Genomic DNA, 18,752 nt, shown 5'->3' with positions numbered 1-18,752 from the left:
CCGGTTTCTGACTACATGCATAACACGGCATAAACAGGCCGTCTGCGTTTAAAATTTGCGCAACATTTTCACTTATTATGAGTTTAACGCACTCGCGCCACATTTTTGCCTTATTGTGGGAGTTCCCAACAAAAAAACCGCACAAAAATGGCGGTTTTCCTTGGTTTTATGAAGAAGCACCTAGTTTTCAGGTCTGTAATGCACCCGAAAAAAGTGATTCTTGCCACAGAGTAACCTTAGTTCGCCCGTGCCCACAAAAAACAAGGGCCACGCTTGCGCGTGGCCCTTGGGTCAATCAGCCTTCGCGGCTTTTGGACCGCTTTTTACGCTCGTTCGGGTCCAGGTAACGCTTACGCAGACGAATGGCCGAAGGGGTCACTTCCACCAGTTCATCGTCTTCAATGTAAGCAATCGCCTGTTCCAGAGACATGCGGCGCGGCGGGGTCAGCATCAGAGCGTCGTCCTTGCCGGATGCGCGCATGTTGGTCAGCTTCTTTTCACGAACCGGGTTAACTTCCAGATCGTTTTCACGCGAATGCTCGCCAATGATCATGCCGACATAAACTTTTTCGCCAGCATCCACAAACAGCGTGCCACGTTCTTGCAGGGAGAACAGGGAGTACGTTGTGGTGTTGCCATCTTCAGCCGAGATCAGCGAACCATTGCGGCGCCCTTCAATGCTGCCAGCATAAGGCTGATAGCCATGGAACAGACGGTTCATGATACCTGTGCCGCGCGTGTCGGTCAGGAATTCGCCGTGGTAGCCGATCAGCCCGCGTGAGGGGATGATGAAGGTCAGGCGTACCTTGTCCCCACCGGAGGGGCGCATGTCCTGCATCTGGCCTTTACGCAGAGACATCTTCTCCACGACCACGCCGGAATAGGGCTCGTCCACGTCAATGGTGACTTCTTCGTACGGTTCTTCGCGTTCACCGGTTTCTTCGTTCGTGCGGAACAGCACGCGCGGACGGCCGATGGTCAGCTCAAACCCTTCACGGCGCATGGTTTCGATCAGCACACCAAGCTGAAGTTCACCACGGCCAGCCACTTCAAACGCTTCGCTTTCGGGGCTGTCGGTCACGCGAATAGCAATATTGCTTTCGGTTTCCTTGAACAGACGGTCACGAATCTGGCGGGACGTTACCTTTTTGCCTTCACGGCCACCCAGAGGGCCATCGTTCAGGCGGAAGGTCATGGACAGGGTCGGCGGGTCAACCGGAATGGCGTGCAGCGGTTCCACAATTTCAGGTGCTGCAATCGTGTCCGGAATGGTAGCTTCGGACAGACCGGCCACGGCCACGATGTCCCCTGCTTCCACTTCTTCAACCGCAACGCGTTCAAGGCCACGGAAGGAGAGCAGCTTGGTCAGGCGGCCCGTTTCAACCACGGAGCCATCTGCGCGCAGCACCTTGACGGGCATGTTCACACGGGCACGGCCCTGTTCGACACGACCGGTGAGCACGCGCCCGAGGAAGTTGTCGTTTTCAAGGATTGTGGCCGTCATGGCGAACGGCTTTTCCTTGTCCAGCACGGGGGCGGGCACATGCTTGAGGATCAGGTCGAACATGGGGCTGAGGTCCTTACGGGCCCCTTCCAGTTCCAGATCGGCCCAGCCCTGACGGCCAGAGGCGTACAGCATGGGGAAGTCGAGCTGTTCGTCATTCGCGCCAAGGGCTGCGAACAGGTCAAACACTTCGTTATGAACTTCGTCGGGGCGGGCATCGCCACGGTCGATCTTGTTCACGACCACGATCGGCTTGAGCCCACGGGCCAGAGCCTTGCCCACAACGAACTTGGTCTGGGGCAGAGCGCCTTCTGCAGAGTCGACCAGCACAACCGCGCCGTCCACCATGCTCAGAATACGTTCCACTTCCCCGCCAAAGTCGGCGTGTCCGGGGGTGTCAATAATGTTGATGCGGGTATCTTTCCACACAACAGACGTGCATTTCGCCAGAATGGTAATACCACGCTCACGTTCCAGATCATTGCTGTCCATGGCGCGTTCAGCAACGTGCTGATGCTCGTGGAAAGAGCCAGACTGTTTCAGCAGTTCGTCAACGAGAGTGGTCTTGCCATGATCGACGTGTGCAATGATGGCGATATTGCGGATATCCATGAAGTCGGCCTGATTGCTCCTGCGCGCCTTACCGCCTCCTCCGTGCTTGAAAGGGCGGTCAGCGATCGCTGTGGTGTTTGCGTGGCGCACAGATAGCCCTCCCCGCACCAGAATGCACGTAAAATTCTTATGTCTGCCCCACATGGGGGTTGACCTGAGCCCTGTGTGCGTCAGAACCAGAGCGCCACGGCACAGGCCCGATACCCCGATCCAACGGGTTCCCCCCTGTGCGACTCCGCTGGTCTTTGTTTGTTTTACGCCGCACCCGCCAACAACCCGGAAGGACCGCATGCCGGGCCACGCCCCCCCTTTAAATCCGCGCATCCAGTTCTGGCCCACCGCCACACTGACGTTTATGGGCCTTGTTTTTGGGCTGGTCATGGGCCTGGGCGCTCCCCTTTTTACGCTCGACCTGACAGATCTGGGGTACGGCACGGGCATGGTGGCGGCCAACAGCATGATGCATGCATTGGGCGCGCTGGGCATTGCGCCCTTCATGCCCCGTCTGGCCAGACGCCTTGGGCCGCGGCGTGCCATTTTTCTGGCTCTTATGGGGGCTGGGGTTACACTTCTGCTTTTTCCGCTAAGCCATTCCATCTGGCCGTGGTTTCCGCTGCGTGTGCTGCTCGGGGCCTTTTGCGAGGTCATTCTGGTTCTCTCTGAAAGCTGGCTGAACCAGATAACAGACAACCATGCACGCGGCCGGGTGATGGGGCTTTACAACACGCTGCTTTTTATTGGCATTGCCATAGGCCCGGCCCTGCTCAGCCTGACCGGCCGACAGGGGAACCTGCCATTTTTTGCCACTGCGGCCCTCCTGCTGCTGGGAGCTGCCGTAACACAGGCCCCATGGATGGTGGCCCCACCTCCTGCGGCACCGACGCGGCACCGGCTCTGGCGTTACCTGTGGCTGGCCCCCATTGCCATTACCGCAACATTGCTGATTGCCATGCTGGATGCCGCAGCCACGTCCTTTCTGGCACTCTATGCCATCCAGTCCGGCTGGAGCGAGCGGGCGGCCACCCTGCTGTTGAGCGTGATGCTGCTGGGGGCAACGGTCATGCAGGTGCCCATTGGCTGGATTGGAGACAGAACCAACCGGCGGTCCCTACAGATCATTCTGGCATTGCTGGCCTGTGGTGGCGCGTTGCTCTGGCCTTTGGCCATGCACCAGCCTGCTTTTGCCTACCCGCTTATGCTTGTGTGGGACGGAGCATTTGCCAGCCTGTATTCCGTTGCCATGGCCGCCGCAGGCAACCGCTACCGCGATGGAGACCTGATTGCCATATACGCCTTGTGCTCGCTGGCATGGGGGCTGGGCAGTTTTACCGGCCCGGCCATAAGTGCGGCAGCCATGCAGGCCAGCCCCCACGGGCTTGCCCTTTTTGCCGCCACTTTATGCGGGCTGTTTGCCCTGCTGCCCCTGATTTTGAAAAAGAGCGTGTAATACGCTCCCAACCTGCCGTGCCGCTACTTATCCTGCCGCAAAGCCCTAATTTGCTGGCTTTAAAAAAACAGAGGAGTGCTCAGGCCGGGCCAGCGCCTTGGGTATTCACCTGAAGGCTGTAAAGAGCCCCCCCTGCACACATGAACAGCCAGTCCCGCTTGGGGCCGCCAAAGGTCAGGTTGGACACACCATGGGGCAGGCGGATGCGCCCGATCAAATGCCCTTCAGGGTTGAAGATGAACACTCCGCACAAGCCAAGTGGCCCGCTTACGCCACACCAGAGATTGCCATAAATATCGGCCTTGAGCCCGTCGGGAATCATCTGGACCCCTTCAAAGCGCATATTGGTAAACAGCCTTGGATTGGAGAGGGGGAGTTCCTGCCTGTGCAGGTCAAACTCATGCACGGCCAGGTCCCCATCATGCCCGCCAGCCCCACTCTGCCGCCCTGTGGAAATAACGTACAGGTGCGAAAAATCGGGCGAAAAACACAACCCGTTGGGGTTGGGCAACTGGTCCTGCGTTAACACGACATCAATCCGCCCCGAAGGATCAACCCGGAACGTGTGGTCGGGCTGTTTGTGCATGCCGCCTACAGCGCCGATCAGTTCCTCCCCCACCCGCCAGCGAATACGCCCATCGGGGTTGGCCTCCCCCCCGGCAGCATCAGCGTGGCCTTCTGCAACGCTGGCTCCGTACCCCGGGTCCGTAAACCAGATACTGCCATCGGGGTGGGCAATCACATCATTGGGGGAACTCAGGGGTTTGCCCTCAAAATGGTCAGCCACCACATGCACCGACCCATCATGCTCCCAGCGCACGACGCGGCGTAAAAAATGCTCACAGGAAATCTGGCGGCCCTGATAATCAAACGTATTGCCATTGGAATGGTAGGATTCCGGGCGAAAAACCGTAACCTCACCTGTCTCCCACAAATAGCGGTACTGTCGGCTTGTTACCGTATCGCTAAACAGCAGGTATCGCCCTTCGGAGGACCATGCCGGCCCTTCTATCCACGTCCCGCCATTCCACACACGGTGGATGGTCGCATTACCGCTGACCAGATCGCGGAAAGAACGGTCAATAACCACCACATCAGGGTCTGGCGCGTAGGAGGGAGGCGCTTCCGGCCCCCATTGCCGGGGTGGCTGGGTGGTTACATCTGGCGGGAAAGCAGTCGCAGCGGCACCTGCACTGGCGGCCAGAGCTTTTTGGGGCATGCTCAGGCGTGGCAGCAGCAGACCGGCAGACAGGCCGGACAACCCCCTGAGCACATTGCGCCTGACCAGCCTGTTCCGTACTGAGGTTACCATCCAAGTCCCCTGCGCCTTACCCTGCCAGCAGGCCGCCCATACGGCCCACGTCTGGCCCCGCTTTCCCGCACATACCCTGCAACGGGGGGGCTGTCACCACCAGCAGGTTCCAGCATAGCGCATAGCGCTCAGGGGATTCTGGCAACCCTGAGCAGGTTGGTGGAACCACTCACGCCAAAGGGCACACCCGCAGCGATCACGACCGAATCCCCCGGAGCGCCAACCTGTGCACGGGCCACAACAGCCAGAGCCTCCTCCACCATGCGTTCTACTGTGGTGGATGCCGTATGCGGTGGGCTGACAAACGCCCGCACGCCCCACACAAGCGCCAGCCGCCGTGCGGCCTGCGCCGTGGGCGTAACCCCCAGCACGGGGCAGGTCGGGCGTTCACGCGCAATACGCAGGGCCGTAGCCCCCCTGTGCGTGTACGCCACAATGGCGGGAGAGCGCAGAGTAGCCGCAACCTGCTGGGTAGCACTGGCTATAGCGTCGGCCACGTAGTCTTCCGGGGCAAGGCGGGCTGCAGCCATGTGGGCCTGCCAGCCTGCATCCTGCTCCACCCGCCACAAAATACGGTTCATGATCCGCACCGCCTCACGCGGGTATTGCCCTGCGGCCGATTCTGCCGAGAGCATGACCGCATCGGCCCCATCAAACACCGCGGCTGCCACGTCCGATGCCTCGGCCCGTGTGGGGGTTGGCGCGGTTATCATGCTTTCCAGCATCTGGGTGGCCACCACCACCGGTTTGCCCAGCCTGCGGGCCTCGCGGATAATCCGTTTTTGAATAAGGGGCACACTCTCTGGCGGCAGTTCCACCCCCAGATCCCCACGTGCCACCATAACCGCGTCGCTCAGGGCCAGAATGGCAGACAGGTTTTCTACTGCCTGAGGTTTTTCCAGCTTGGCCAGCAATGCAGCCCGCTCACCCACAAGACTGCGGGCCTGCTCCAGATCTTCAGGCCGCTGCACAAAGGAGAGGGCCACATAATCCACCCCCAGCTCCAGCGCGTAGGCCAGATCCACCTTGTCCTTTTCCGTCAGGGCCGGAATGGGCAGCGCCACATCGGGCACATTCACCCCTTTATGGTCGGAGAGCGGGCCGCCAATTTCCACCCGCGTTGCCAGCCAGTCCGGCCCGGCCTGCTCCACCACTACAGCCAGTTTGCCATCATCCATCAACAGACGGCTGCCCGGTGTGGCCACCTTGATAATTTCGGGGTGGGGGAGCTGCACGCGCGTGGCGTCCCCCAGTGTGTCGGACAGGTCAAACCTGAAAGGCGCACCCGGCACCAGTTCGACCTTGCCATCCTTAAAACGCCCGACCCGCAGCTTTGGCCCCTGCATGTCGGCCAGAATACCAATCGGGCGACCCAATTCGGCCTCGACCTGCCTTACAAACGCGTGGCGGCTGGCATGGTCGGCATGTGTACCGTGGGAGAAGTTGAAGCGGAACACATCCGCCCCTGCCAAAGCAAGGTCACGGATGGTTGCGTAATCGGATGAAGCAGGGCCAAGTGTTGCAACAATTTTGGTGCGACAGGCCACTGCCTCTGTTTTTTTGCTATCCGGCGTTGTGACAAGAGACATAAAGCAGCTTCTCCTTAACAATCCGCCGGAAAAATTCAGGAGGGGCTGATCACGTCCTCAGCATCCACACCCCAGATGGCCCGGCGGGGCACCCATCCGTTATATTGCTTGACCGAGACCTTGCACCAGGCCGAGCCTGCTGCACACTCCCGGACCGAGCCAACCGTACCCGGCCGCAACACGGCCACTATGGCGGCATCTTCGCTGGCACCGGCGCGCATGAACACCACACCGGGCATTTTTGCCGCATCCTGCGCCGTGCCAACACTGGCAATAACCCGAGCATCCATATGCCCCGGTGGCAAGGCCTTCTCGCCTTCCTTGCTGGCCTGCGCGGGCAAGGGTGTTTCATCCCCCGGAGGTTCACCGGGGATCAGAAAATCGCGTCCGCCGGCCAATGTGGCCTGCTGCATCCAGCCTTTTTGCCCGCTGGGGTCTTCCACCAGACGCCAGACATCAAATTCCCGTTCCACCCGCACCGGCATACCCCGGCGGTGATAGACCCACAAAATGGGAAAACGCTGCCCCGGCCCGGCCCGCATGTTTACTTCATCCGAGCGCAGGGCGGCATAACGTGGCAGCGGCAGGCCGGTTACACTCCCCTTTGCGGGGTCGTTCTGCACGCCTGCATCGGGTGCACCCATATCGGGTGTGCCGGGAGCAGGCGCTGCCACAGCGGCACCTGCCGCAGCCGTTGCAACAGCCGCACCCGCGGCAGCCGCGGCAACATGATGGTGCGCAGGAGCATGGTGTGCAGGCTTGGCCTGAGCGGTAGCGGTCTCATGTTTTTTGTGATGCGCGCCTTTTTTGCTGCTCCGCGTAGCAGCGGCCTCATGCTTGCCTTTGGTTTTGGCCTTGCCGCTCCCGGCCTTGTGCGCGGCTGTGGCCTGTGGGGCCGTCAGGGCATGTTTATGGTGCTTGTGGAGCGGGGGTGCCACACCATCGGCCGCAACACCGGCAGACGCCGTGATGCCAGAAAAAGCTGCCATGCAGCCCGCCACGCAGGCAAGCAGACGAAACCGGAAAGAGGAACGAGTGCACATCATGGCTGCATCCCTGCCAAGAGAGTGACGCGGGGGCAAGAGGCCGCACACACTTCGCGCATGACTTTACGTTTCACAGCAGAACAGACTTGCGCCACAACCCTGTTCAAACCTGCCTTTGCATGCGCGCTAGCCCTTTAAAACACGAGTTGTCTGGCACGACCTGCGCGGTCAAAAAAACTTGGCAGCCCTACGGTTTCAACCCCTGCCAGCAGGTCCTGCGCATTTAAGCCCAGTGTTTTTACGCCGGAGTCGCACACCATAAGGGTTACCCCCATATCCACGACCGCATCACGCAGGTCATCCAGCCCGGCAACACCTGCCTGCGCGCGCATACGCGCGCCTTCGGCCGCATCAAGCCCATTCCATTCCCGGCAAAAGGCGCAAACCCCGGCCCCCATGCCAAACAGCAGAACAGTCTGCCCCATGGCCGCAGCCGTGGCTGCCAGCATGTAAGCCGCATGAATACGCTCGTACCGGGACTCCACAACCAGCAAGGCCAGATCGCAGGGGGGAGTATGCGCCTCAACCATGGGCGTGCCCTCCGCCACAGACGGTGCAGGCCGGGTCCGCGCTCAGGGTCATGGTTGTAAACTTCATGCGCAGGGCATCCCACATCAGCAGTTCCCCGGCACCAGTATTGCCTAAGCCCAGTATCTGCTTGAGCGCCTGCGTTGCCTGTAACGTGCCCATAACCCCTGTTACCGCGCCAAACACACCGGCATCACCACAGCTCAGGCCGGATGCCTGACCGTCTGTTGCAGGGTACAGGCAGTTATAGCACCCGCCACCCTGTGTGGGGCTGAATGTGGCCAACTGCCCTTCAAACCGTTGTACTGCGGCGGAGACCAGCACCTTGTCAGCCTGCACGCAGGCCGCGTTAACCGCGTAGCGGGTAGCAAAGTTGTCACACCCGTCACACACAAGGTCATACTGAGCGACAAGGTCGTGGGCATTGCCGGCATTGAGCCGCATATCCCATGCCTCCACCACAATTTCGGGGTTCAGGGCAGCCAGTTGTTCACGCGCGGTGTCCACCTTTTTGCGCCCCACGGCGCGCGTGGTGTGCAGCACCTGCCGCTGAAGGTTGGACAGTTCGACCACATCATCATCCACCAGACCGATTCGGCCCACGCCTGCTGCAGCCAGATACAAAGCCGCTGGCGCACCCAGCCCACCGGCCCCCACCACAAGCACGGAGGCGTTTTTTAACGCGACCTGCCCCGTGCCGCCGACCTCGGGCAACAGAATGTGGCGAGAATAGCGCTGGATTTCATTTTCGCTGAGGTCAAGCTGCATGGGTCTTTTGTATCCGCTCCTGAGTAGTCCGGGGGCATACACGCCCCCATACACGTTATGGGCACCCTAACACTGTGTAACAAAGGTCATATTTTTGTAATAACGCATGGAACCGTACACATTATTATCTGGTTAGAAGAAGGTAACTGGTTTATAAGAATTGCACCAAACGCATATGAGGAATGTGTAACATGACAACCTTCACCCAGCCCGGACCCGCAGTCCGGCCAGCCAGTCTGCCCCGCCGCCAGACCGCGCGCCGGGTGTGTGTTGCCACGGCAGCTGCGTCGTTTGGCCTGTATCTGGCCTCCCCTTTTGTCACGTTGTGGTCTGTTGCCTCCGACCTGCAACGCCACGATGCCACAGCCCTTGGGCGGATGATCAACTGGGGTGCGCTTGATGCCTCACTCAAACGGCAGACGCTGGCTGGCCTGCACCTGAACATCCAGCCCGCAGCGGATGAACTGCCCGATTTTGGGTCGTCCTTTGCCACAACAGCCGTATCCAACGCGGTGGATACCACAGTCACACAAGCCAACCTGGGCACATTGCTGGATGAGGCCCTGCCTGCTGCCACCTCTGCAGAGCAGCCTGCCACGCCCTCTTTTGCATCGCTGGCCACGCGGGCTTCGGTCCATTTTAACCGGCTGGACCAGTTTGTTATGGAAATGCCCCTGCCCGGCCGTGAGCGCGAAACGCCCCTGCGCGTTGAATTACGTATTCAGGGCTGGAAGTGGAAAATTACCAACGTGGAATTCCCCATGCGGCGTGCGCCCGTCATGCAGGCATCGGCCACCCCTTCCAACGCCTGAATAACAGGCCGCACTGAACCCATAAAAAAAGCCAGCCCTCCCTTACGGAGGACTGGCTTTTTTACTGGCGCTCCGGTTCAGGCGCGGGGCAGGTCTTCTTCCAGCACCACCATGTTTACGGCGTAGCTGACATCACCATCTTCATCATCACGATGAACGGTGCCGATGACTTCGCCCTTTACGGCCAGTTCGACCGACATGCCTGCACGTGGGGCCGGGTTTACGGTCAGTTCAGGCGAACCCAGCAGGCGGCGCAGCGCGCTCTGGAGGCGGGTGATCTCTGAAGCAGAAAGAGAAGCGCTCATGTCATTCATTCCTTAGTCGAGCCAAATCATGCATCAGGAAAAACGGAACACGGGGCATACCCGGTCGCCCCACAAACGGCGAACGACCATTAACCCGGCGTGCGCGCCTTCCGATCTGTTCCGCACCCTATAGGCCATCCCGCTTGGGCGGGGCAACCTTTGGCAGCCGTGCCACGCCCTTGCCATGTCCGCGCCATTTTCCACCGTGCAACTGTCTTTCTCACCAAGGGAGATACCTACACCGTGCGAGCACTGCGCCCTCTTTTGTCTGCCCTGCTGGTCTGCCTGTCGGCTGGACTGTGCGTTATGGCCACGCAGGACAAGCCTCTGCCACCCAGCATGCAGAGCGACAAAACAGACCATGTGCTGTACATGGCAACGCATGATGGCGTAGCCCAGACAGCTACAGCACTCTCCCGCCCCCATGGGTGGGACGATGTGATGCAGGCTCTGGCACAGGGCAGGCCGGAAGCCGCCCGTATTGTGGCAACCGTTCTGCCACAGACCGATGCCCGCACGGCCCGGACGGTAGAGCACACGCTGCAACGCCTGCTCCCCCGCCAGCCTGCAATGGTGCTGAGCGCGACCGAACCCAACGCAGCCGCAACGGGCAGTACCAAAAACATCTGCTCCCCCACGGGCATGTCCACCACATGGCGCAAAAAGGCCGAGCAGGCCGTAACCAAGGTGCATGACATCCGCCTGGCTACGCGCACGCAAACCTGCCTGCATACGCTCCAGCGCCGGGTTCCGTCTGCCTGAGTTGTGTTTTTTCTAACAGTTTTTGAAAAAACACAGATTTGTTAACCAGATTTTTCCAATTTTTTTATCGAAGTGTGGCGCTGTATTCCGTATAAGGGATGCAGCACACGCAAATGCGATATGACATAATCGCATTTATAGCAATAATGCTAATATAAGTCATTCAATAATTGAATGAATTGTTAGACCTAATAAAAATAACAAGAAGTGACCTCGGCCCATGACCGTAATCACCGACCACACCACTCCAAAACCAGCAAACACCACACGTTCCCCCCTGCCCGGCCCGCGCTGTTACGCTTATTCCGTCGCCCTGCGCACGGGCCTGCTGGCCTCTGGCTCGGCCCTGCTCTGCCTGTGGGTTGCCCCCGCCGGGGCCGAAACCGCGCCCAATGCGGCGTATCTCCACATGCCGCACACGCCACCTGCCACACAGCAGAGCACGCAGCCGGACACCACGACGACGACAACAACAACGACCACCACCGTAACCGCCCCTGCGCAGATTACGGGGGCCCGCATTGTTACCGTAACACCCCCTGCCGCCACGGCCCCACGCCCCGGATTTTGGGATAACAGCCGCCTGCTCCCCCCCCTGACCAGCCGCCCCGAAGCGTATGGCCAGCCGCAGTCGCTCGAGCTCACCCCCCTGCCAACAGCATTGCTGCATCAGGGCCCGTGGGGGGTGTTCAACACCAATACGGGGGCCGCTGCGGGTTTTGGCACCGTGGGCTATTATGCCGTCTCCCGCTGGGCGGAGGACTGGTCCAGCCTGCGTGACAAACGCAACCGGCTGGACCCCATGGATGCGCTCAAATACATCCCGTTCAACACAAACGGTGATATTTACCTGACGCTGAGCGGCAACTTCCGGCAGCATAATTTTTATGACCAGCGCGCAGGTTTTGGCTCAACCAAAAAAGAACCCGCCTACCGCAACAACTTCCGCTGGAACGCTGGGGCAGACCTGCATCTGGGCGAGCATGTGCGCCTGTATGGTGAGTTAATGAGCGGTCAGGCGGCGGGGATCAATTACTACGGCTATGCCGGGGGCCGCTGGCGCAGCAGGCTGGATGCACAACAGGCTTTTGTGGAAGTGCGCGGCAGGGTGCTTAACGCCACCGTGGGCGGCATGGCCGGGCGCATGACCTTTTTGGATGCACCACCCTACTTTACCGCAGGCAGCGTGTACCCCTCCGTGCCTTATTCCTGGAATGGTCTGCGCGGCTACGCGTTCTGGAAAAACTTTCGCATAGACGGGTTTTATTTGACCCTGACCAACAACGCGCCTTCGGCCATGTTCCATGATCAGGTCGGCTGGAACTCGCGCCTGTTCGGGGCCTATACGTCCTATGCGGTGCCCAGCTTCAAGTTTCTGGGGCGCAACAGCCAGATTTTTGTGGATACGTTCTATCTGGGGACCATTCTCTCCAAAAGCCCCCTGCCCTCGCTGGCTGGTGGCTCCATTGCGGGCTCCACCCACCGCGACACACCGGGCACACGCATATGGGGTAATGCTGGCCCGCTGGAATTTTCGGTCGGGGCCATGTGGCAGGGGGGTGAGTTCCGTGCCGCCAAAAACGGACCAACCCGCCCGGTTTCCGCCTATGCCATTGATGCCACGCTCTCCTGGCGGTTTGCAAAATGGCCCGGCCACCCTGCCATTGGCATACAGGTGGACAGTGTTTCCGGCGGGAATATGCGCAAAGGCCAGCGTAGCTCCTGGGGCAGCTTTTTGTCCCCCTATGTGCCCAGCGCCTACTACCTGGATATGAGCACCTATATCGGTCAGTCAAACCTGATCGACGTAGGCCCCATTGCCACCATTGCCCCCACCCCCAACACCACCTTGCTGCTCAAGGTGCCCGCCGTGTGGCGCAACAGCCGACAGGATGCCATTTATGCCAGCGGCACCGCCTTTTATGCCTACCGCCCGCACGGGGCCTACACAGCCACCATGCCACAGGCCAGCTTTACCTGGCGGGCCACACGCCACATTACACTTGGTATTGATGGGGAATACATTTTTGCCTCGCGCACCATGACCAACGCCGGAGCCACATCTGGCGCCTTTGTGCAAAGCAACATTGAACTGACCTTCTGACCCGCTTTGGGGCAGACAAATCCCTGTGAGCATCGTATGTGCACAAAAGAGCGGAGGATTGCGGCCTGCCCGCAAACCCTCCGCCCTTAGACCGTACGCGAGGGAACGCCAGACCACCCGCATGATGGATGGCGTAACCTCCATGACCCTCCGGGAGAGACAGGACGCATGGCCAGCCCGAACCCCCAACGGGAACTCACACTCCGTGGTCTGCTGCTTGGCGCGCTTATTACCATCGTATTTACCGCATCCAATGTGTATCTGGGCCTGCGGATCGGGCTGACCTTTGCCTCATCCATACCCGCGGCGGTTATTTCCATGGCCGTGCTGCGCCTTATGGGTGGGGGCACCTTGCTGGAAAACAACATGGTTCAAAGCCAGGCTTCGGCTGCGGGCACCCTGTCCTGCGTGTTTGCGACCTTTCCGGGGCTGATTATTGCCGGGTTCTGGACGCATTTTCCCTTCTGGCAAACGGCGGGGCTGTCCTTTGCTGGCGGGGTGCTGGGGGTACTGTTCACCATTCCGCTCCGGCGTGCGCTGGTCACGCAAAGCAGCCTGCCCTACCCCGAAGGCGTGGCCGCAGCCGAAATCCTGCGTGCAGGAGCGGATAAGAGCAACCAGCGCGGCCTGCAGGCATTGATCAGCGGCGGGGTCATGGCCTCTGTTTTTTCGTTTTGCAGTGGCGGCCTGCGCGTGCTGGCCGATGGGCTTAACCTGACCGCAAGTGCGGGGAGTGCCGTATTCCAGCTCAGTGCCGCGTTTTCCCCCGCCCTGATCGGGGCGGGGTATCTGGTTGGCCTGAGCGGAGGCATGGCCATGCTAACAGGCTGCATACTGGCATGGGGCGTGGGTGTGCCCTGGCTGACCAGCCTGCTACCCAACCCCGCGCACCTGCCCCCCGCCCAGTTTGCGCAGGACATATGGCTGCACAAGGTCCGCTTTGTGGGGGCAGGTGCCATTGCCATTGCCTCCCTCTGGACCCTGATCGAGCTCATGCCCCCCGTGCTGCGGGGCATACGCACCATGCTGCAACGCACAACGGGCCTGACCGCCACAACAGACAAGGACCTTTCCGCCCGCACCATGGGGGGGCTTATGGTGGGGGCCATGCTGTTGCTGGCCGGTTTTTTTGCCGCATTTCTGGCCCCCGTGGCTCACGGGTTCTGGCCTATTGTTGGCGTGGCTGTGGTGTTCTGCGTTGTATTCGGCTTTGTTATGGCCGCAGCCTGCGGGTACATGGCGGGTATTGTGGGGTCATCCTCCTCCCCCATTTCGGGCATTATCATTATTGGCGCAGTCTTATGCGCGCTGATGATTCTGGCACTGGAGGCTCTGGGCCTGACACCTGATGCCATGATGGCAGATGGCCAGAAACTGGCCACCGCGTTTACCATCCTGCTCCTGTCGGCCATTACCGCCACCATCGCCATTTCCAACGACAACCTGCAAGACCTCAAGACCGGCCAGCTTGTGGGGGCCACCCCGTGGAAGCAGGAAGTCGCACTTATAGCGGGCTGCCTTGTTGGGGCTGCGGTTATCCCGCCCGTTCTCAACCTGCTGTATCAGGCATACGGGTTTACTGGCGCCATGCCCCGCCCCGGCATGGACCCGGCCCATGCCCTGTCTGCCCCCCAACCAGCCCTGATCACCCTGATTGCCAAAGGCATTTTTACCCATTCACTGGACTGGACCATGCTTTGCGTTGGCATGGGGCTGGGGGTGGGGCTGGTCGTGCTGGACCTTGGCCTGCGCCGCCGGGGGCAGGCTCTGCCACCGCTGGGGGTGGCCGTGGGCCTGTACCTGCCTGCCTCCGTCAGCCTGACACTGGCCTGCGGGGCCATACTGGGGTGGGTGCTCAAGCGGATCAGCCGTAACCGGCATGCTACCAGCGCCACAGGCCAGAGCAGCCCGGAGGGTGGTTCCACCGGCACCATGCTAGCATCTGGCTTTATTGTGGGGGAAAGCCTGACCGGGGTGTTACTGGCTGTTCTTTCCGGCGCCACAGGGCGGGATAATGCTTTTTCCCTTGCCGCCTTTGTGCCCCAGAACGTACCCGCCATTCTAGGCACGCTGAGTTTTGGTGCATTGTGCTGGGCCTTTGCGCGCAAAACACTCCGCGCGCCCTGAACTCCCTGCAAGACCACCAACCCACAAGGCTATTAGTGCTGTAACAGCACCGGCACACGGGGGTTGGCCAGAATATAGTCGGTCGCACTGCCCATAAGCCGACTATAGAGCATGTTATGTTGGTACCCGCCGATCACCAGCATGTCGGCACGGAAGGTTCCGGCCATATCCAGCAGGGTTTGCCCGGCGTTGTGGCTCTCCACAACAGGCTGCTGGGTTAGGGTTACGCCGGGCAGAATATCCAGCGGCAACGGGTCGGTGGCGGATACGGCAACCTCAACCGCCTCGGCCGCCCCCACAAAGGAGCGGGCGGCAAAAAACGCGCGGCGGCAGGCGGGGGTGTCTTTCCATGCCATGAACATGCGGTCCCCGCTGGTCTGCTCCCAGAATGGGGGCACAAACAGAACGGGGCGTCCGGATTCAAAAATGGCGGCACGGGTGGCCACATGCTTTTGTGCGCTGTCCCGGCTATCGGGGAAACCCAGAATCAGCAGGTCGGCGTCCTTGCCGTAACCTGCAATAATGCGGTCCACCGTAATTTCGGGGTCCAGCCAGTTGACCTCCACCTTGCCCAGCCGGTCTGCGGGAGTGCCATATTCCTGCGCCAGCCATTGCTGGAAGCGGGTATGCAGGGCATCGGCCCATTCGCGCTGTTTAGCCCGCAGGGTCTGGGCCTGTGTATCGGAAAACCCTATGCGCCCCAGAATCTGCTCCGGAGGTTCCCGCGCGGCCAGCACATCAATCCGCTGCATCCCCCGGATACGGGTGAGCGCCTGCGCCGCCATACCCAGCAAAACCTCGGTCTGGTCCAGTTGGCTGAGAATAACAAGGCACCGTTGCATGCACGCCCCCTCTCGCACACCATAAACTATGGGGCTGACTGTGGCACACCTGCCCTCTCTCTGGAAGGTGAAGAAAAAACAGCCCTCTGCCCCTCGCATTCAGCGGCAAAGCTGGGCAAAACTGCCCCACCATGCGCCATACGCGCCAGAGCAGAGGAAAGAGCAGAACAGTGTTGCTAAACGTGAGCGAGCGCGGCCCCGAACACCCAACGCCCGAAAAAACCCTGCCGGTTGTGCTGCTGCATGGCCTGTTTGGCCGGGCGCGCAACCTGGGTTTTGTGCAGCGCAAGCTGGCCACAACCCGGCGTACACTGGCCATGGACCTGCGAAACCACGGCAACAGCCCCCACGGCCCCATGAGCTACCCTGCCATGGCGCAGGATGTGCTGGACACAATGGAGCACCTCCACGCCAGCCCCGCCATTATGCTCGGGCACTCCATGGGGGGCAAAACCGCCATGATGGCAGCCCTGACCCACCCAACCGCCATACGCGCCCTGATTGTAGTGGACATAGCTCCCGCACAGGGCGGGTTTGACCGGCTGGACCTGCCCGATAATCTGGAGCAGCTGCAATTCCCCCCGCATCTGGACCAGCGCAGCACCAACGACCTGCTGCGCCCCTATATTGCAAGCGATGCGGTGCGCCAGCTTATGGCGCAGAACATACGACAGGGGGATAATCCCGGCTGGGCCATTGGCCTGCACGATATTCAGGCCGCCATGCCCGACATTATGGGCTGGCCCCACCTTGCCCCAGATTTACGCTATGAAGGGCCAACCCTGTTCATTCGTGGGGAAAACTCGCCCTATATCAGCCCGGGTAATTACGCCGCCATGCGGGCACTTTTTCCCAACCACCGGCTGGAGAGCATTCGCGGTGCGGGCCACTGGGTCCATGCCGATGCCCCCCAGCGCTTTACCGAACTGGTGGAAGAGTTTCTGGCCAATATTCCCTGAAGCCCCGCACGCGCGGGCTAGGCCCTTACGCCAGAGTAACCGGCAGGCCAGCCATATCCTGCGCAACGGCCTCGGCCATGCGAATACCGTCCATGGCGGCGGAGAGGATCCCCCCGGCATACCCGGCCCCTTCCCCCGCAGGGTATAGGCCCGGTGTGTTGACCGACTGGCCATTCTCCCCCCGTGGCACACGGATGGGGGAGGACGTGCGGGTTTCCACCCCGGTCATGACCGCATCATCCATGGTAAAACCACGCAGTTTACGCTCGAACCGGGGCAGGGCTTCTCGCAGGGCTTCCACCACAAAATCCGGCAGGCAGGTGGACAGGTCCGCTGGTGTTACTCCCGGTTTGTAGGAGGGCACCACATCCCCCAGCGCGGTGGAAGGACGACCGGCCAGAAAATCTCCCACACGCTGGGCAGGGGCGCGGTAATCCCCGCCCCCGGCCAGAAATGCCTGCCGCTCCCAGTGGCGCTGGTAGGCAATGCCTGCCAGCGGGTCATCCGGGTAATCCTCTCCGGGGCGCAGTTCCACCACCATGCCCGAATTGGCGTTCCGTTCGGCGCGGGAATACTGGCTCATGCCGTTGGTAACGACCTGCCCTTCCTCCGATGTTGCCGCCACAACCGTACCGCCGGGGCACATGCAGAAGGAATACACACCCCGCCCATTGGCTGCGTGGTGGACCAGTCTGTACTCGGCGGCCCCCAACTGCTCATTGCCTGCGCTGGGGCCAAACTGGGCCGTATCAATAACCGACTGCGGGTGCTCGATCCGCACCCCCATGGAAAAGGGTTTGGCCTGCATGCTCACACCCTGTTTTTGCAGCATGGCAAACGTATCGCGCGCACTGTGGCCCACGGCCAGCACAACATGGTCTGCCGCAATCACCTCCCCACTGGAAAGGCGCACCCCTTCCACCTTGCGGGTGGATGCGTTGAGCAGCAGGTCATCCACTCTGGCCCCAAAGCGGTATTCTCCACCGGCCTGTTCCACCTCCTGACGGATATGCTCCACCATGGACACCAGCCGGAACGTGCCAATATGAGGGTGCGCCAGATACAGAATATCCTCCGGGGCACCAGCCTTTACAAACTCCTCCAGCACCTTGCGGCCCAGAAAACGCGGGTCCCGCACCTGACTGTAGAGTTTACCATCGGAAAAGGTACCAGCCCCGCCCTCACCAAACTGGACGTTGCTCTCCGGGGTCAGCACGGAGCGACGCCACAGGGCAAACGTGTCTACCGTGCGTTCACGCACAACCTTGCCACGCTCAAGCAGTAAGGGCCGCAACCCCATGCGGGCCAGAATCAGGGCGGCCATAAACCCGCATGGCCCAGCCCCGATAATAATGGGGCGTTTATACCCTTCTGCCGCGGCAAGGGCTGCGCCATTGGCAATGGGTGCATGCCAGGCCATGTCTGGCGCGGGTTGTACGTGGGGGTTTCCGGGGTGCGCGCTCCGGTAACGGGCCAGCACATCTGCCTCGTCCCGCACGGTGCAATCCAGCGTGTACACAAGCCATATGGCAGAGCGGCGGCGTGCGTCATGCCCGCGCTTGAACACGGTATAGTGTTCCAGCGCATCCGCACCAATGCCCAACCGCTCACAGATCGCCTGCCGAAGTGCCTCGGGCGGGTGGTCCAGCGGTAGCCGCAGTTCAGTCAGACGGAGCATGGGGCGTGTTCATCCAGTATAATTGCAAGTGGGGTCAAACGATCCTTTGTCCCCTTCCCTATTCTGGAACGGCTTGGGCGTGCAACGTCTGCCGCGCAATCGGTGTGGGAATATTCCACTTCTATTCCGCACCAACCCACCCTACATAAGATGGCAACCCCGGAACGGGGCCTCTCCCCCACGGCCCTTTGTGTGAATGAAAGCAGCCAGAGCCATGCCAGCCCCAGACATGCACACGCATGACCATGCGGACCACCCGGGTTGCGCAGGCCATGCCAGCCCCCCGCCCTGCGCCCACGGTCATGAGCATGAGCATGAGCATGAGCATGAGCATGAGCATGAGCATGAGCATGAGCA

Annotated in this window: 16 protein-coding genes; 6 read left to right on the top strand and 10 right to left on the bottom strand. The window is 60.7% G+C overall.

Annotated features, from left to right (window positions below; genetic code table 11):
• Positions 1-295 precede the first annotated feature (295 nt).
• Positions 296-2,116, bottom strand: coding sequence for a translational GTPase TypA (gene typA, locus HK20_RS00630; RefSeq protein ID WP_086645368.1), 1,821 nt, complete (start codon positions 2,114-2,116; stop codon positions 296-298).
• Between the two features lie 289 nt (positions 2,117-2,405).
• Between typA and HK20_RS00625 the strand changes: the two genes are divergently transcribed.
• Positions 2,406-3,563, top strand: coding sequence for an MFS transporter (locus HK20_RS00625; RefSeq protein ID WP_086645178.1), 1,158 nt, complete (start codon positions 2,406-2,408; stop codon positions 3,561-3,563).
• 79 nt (positions 3,564-3,642) lie between these two features.
• On the opposite strand, the gene HK20_RS00620 is transcribed toward HK20_RS00625, so the two are convergent.
• The 5 genes from HK20_RS00620 to HK20_RS00600 all read right to left on the bottom strand — a co-directional run bounded on the left by HK20_RS00620 (position 3,643) and on the right by HK20_RS00600 (position 8,806).
• A complete protein-coding gene (locus HK20_RS00620) occupies positions 3,643-4,875 on the bottom strand; it encodes an SMP-30/gluconolactonase/LRE family protein (RefSeq protein ID WP_086645177.1) in 1,233 nt (410 codons plus the stop codon).
• Positions 4,876-5,003: 128 nt separating this feature from the next.
• Positions 5,004-6,464: a pyruvate kinase gene (gene pyk, locus HK20_RS00615; RefSeq protein ID WP_086645176.1), complete on the bottom strand. Its 1,461-nt coding sequence runs from the start codon at positions 6,462-6,464 to the stop codon at positions 5,004-5,006.
• A 35-nt stretch (positions 6,465-6,499) separates the two neighbouring features.
• Complete coding sequence (locus HK20_RS00610) at positions 6,500-7,510, bottom strand: SH3 domain-containing protein (protein WP_086645175.1); 1,011 nt, start codon at positions 7,508-7,510, stop codon at positions 6,500-6,502.
• A 134-nt stretch (positions 7,511-7,644) separates the two neighbouring features.
• Positions 7,645-8,040 carry a DsrE family protein gene (locus HK20_RS00605; protein WP_086645174.1) on the bottom strand — a complete coding sequence of 132 codons (396 nt, stop codon included), beginning with the start codon at positions 8,038-8,040 and terminating at the stop codon, positions 7,645-7,647.
• Positions 8,033-8,806: a molybdopterin-synthase adenylyltransferase MoeB gene (locus HK20_RS00600; protein WP_086645173.1), complete on the bottom strand. Its 774-nt coding sequence runs from the start codon at positions 8,804-8,806 to the stop codon at positions 8,033-8,035. The genes HK20_RS00605 and HK20_RS00600 overlap by 8 nt, the downstream gene beginning before the upstream one ends.
• Before the next feature lie 191 nt (positions 8,807-8,997).
• On the opposite strand from HK20_RS00600, the gene HK20_RS00595 reads away from it, so the two are divergent.
• Positions 8,998-9,618: a DUF2939 domain-containing protein gene (locus HK20_RS00595; RefSeq protein ID WP_086645367.1), complete on the top strand. Its 621-nt coding sequence runs from the start codon at positions 8,998-9,000 to the stop codon at positions 9,616-9,618.
• 77 nt (positions 9,619-9,695) lie between these two features.
• On the opposite strand, the gene HK20_RS00590 is transcribed toward HK20_RS00595, so the two are convergent.
• Complete coding sequence (locus tag HK20_RS00590; protein ID WP_086645366.1) at positions 9,696-9,923, bottom strand: DUF3126 family protein; 228 nt, start codon at positions 9,921-9,923, stop codon at positions 9,696-9,698.
• Positions 9,924-10,166: 243 nt separating this feature from the next.
• Between HK20_RS00590 and HK20_RS00585 the strand changes: the two genes are divergently transcribed.
• The 3 genes from HK20_RS00585 (at position 10,167) to HK20_RS00575 (ending at position 14,916) form a co-directional block, all read left to right on the top strand.
• Positions 10,167-10,685, top strand: coding sequence for a hypothetical protein (locus tag HK20_RS00585; protein ID WP_086645172.1), 519 nt, complete (start codon positions 10,167-10,169; stop codon positions 10,683-10,685).
• A gap of 220 nt (positions 10,686-10,905) precedes the next feature.
• The gene (locus tag HK20_RS00580; protein WP_086645171.1) at positions 10,906-12,789 is read left to right on the top strand and encodes an alginate export family protein; all 1,884 of its coding nucleotides are present in this window, start codon (positions 10,906-10,908) and stop codon (positions 12,787-12,789) included.
• A gap of 168 nt (positions 12,790-12,957) precedes the next feature.
• Complete coding sequence (locus HK20_RS00575) at positions 12,958-14,916, top strand: OPT family oligopeptide transporter (protein ID WP_086645170.1); 1,959 nt, start codon at positions 12,958-12,960, stop codon at positions 14,914-14,916.
• A gap of 32 nt (positions 14,917-14,948) precedes the next feature.
• Here the strand turns inward: HK20_RS00575 and HK20_RS00570 are convergent, their stop codons facing one another.
• A complete protein-coding gene (locus HK20_RS00570; protein ID WP_086645169.1) occupies positions 14,949-15,758 on the bottom strand; it encodes a universal stress protein in 810 nt (269 codons plus the stop codon).
• 170 nt (positions 15,759-15,928) lie between these two features.
• On the opposite strand from HK20_RS00570, the gene HK20_RS00565 reads away from it, so the two are divergent.
• A complete protein-coding gene (locus HK20_RS00565) occupies positions 15,929-16,717 on the top strand; it encodes an alpha/beta fold hydrolase (protein WP_086645365.1) in 789 nt (262 codons plus the stop codon).
• Positions 16,718-16,742: 25 nt separating this feature from the next.
• Here the strand turns inward: HK20_RS00565 and HK20_RS00560 are convergent, their stop codons facing one another.
• Positions 16,743-18,395, bottom strand: a complete 1,653-nt coding sequence (locus tag HK20_RS00560) for an NAD(P)/FAD-dependent oxidoreductase (protein ID WP_086645168.1) — start codon at positions 18,393-18,395, stop codon at positions 16,743-16,745.
• 121 nt (positions 18,396-18,516) lie between these two features.
• Positions 18,517-18,752, bottom strand: a 236-nt coding sequence (locus tag HK20_RS12915) for a hypothetical protein (RefSeq protein WP_198943860.1), incomplete at its 5' end; no start/stop codon positions are given.

Origin of the sequence: Acetobacter sp. DsW_54 (assembly GCF_002153575.1) — a bacterium.
Classification (GTDB): domain Bacteria; phylum Pseudomonadota; class Alphaproteobacteria; order Acetobacterales; family Acetobacteraceae; genus Acetobacter; species Acetobacter fabarum.
Note: the sequence above shows the minus strand (reverse complement) of the source record. Positions and strands in the feature narration are given on the sequence as shown.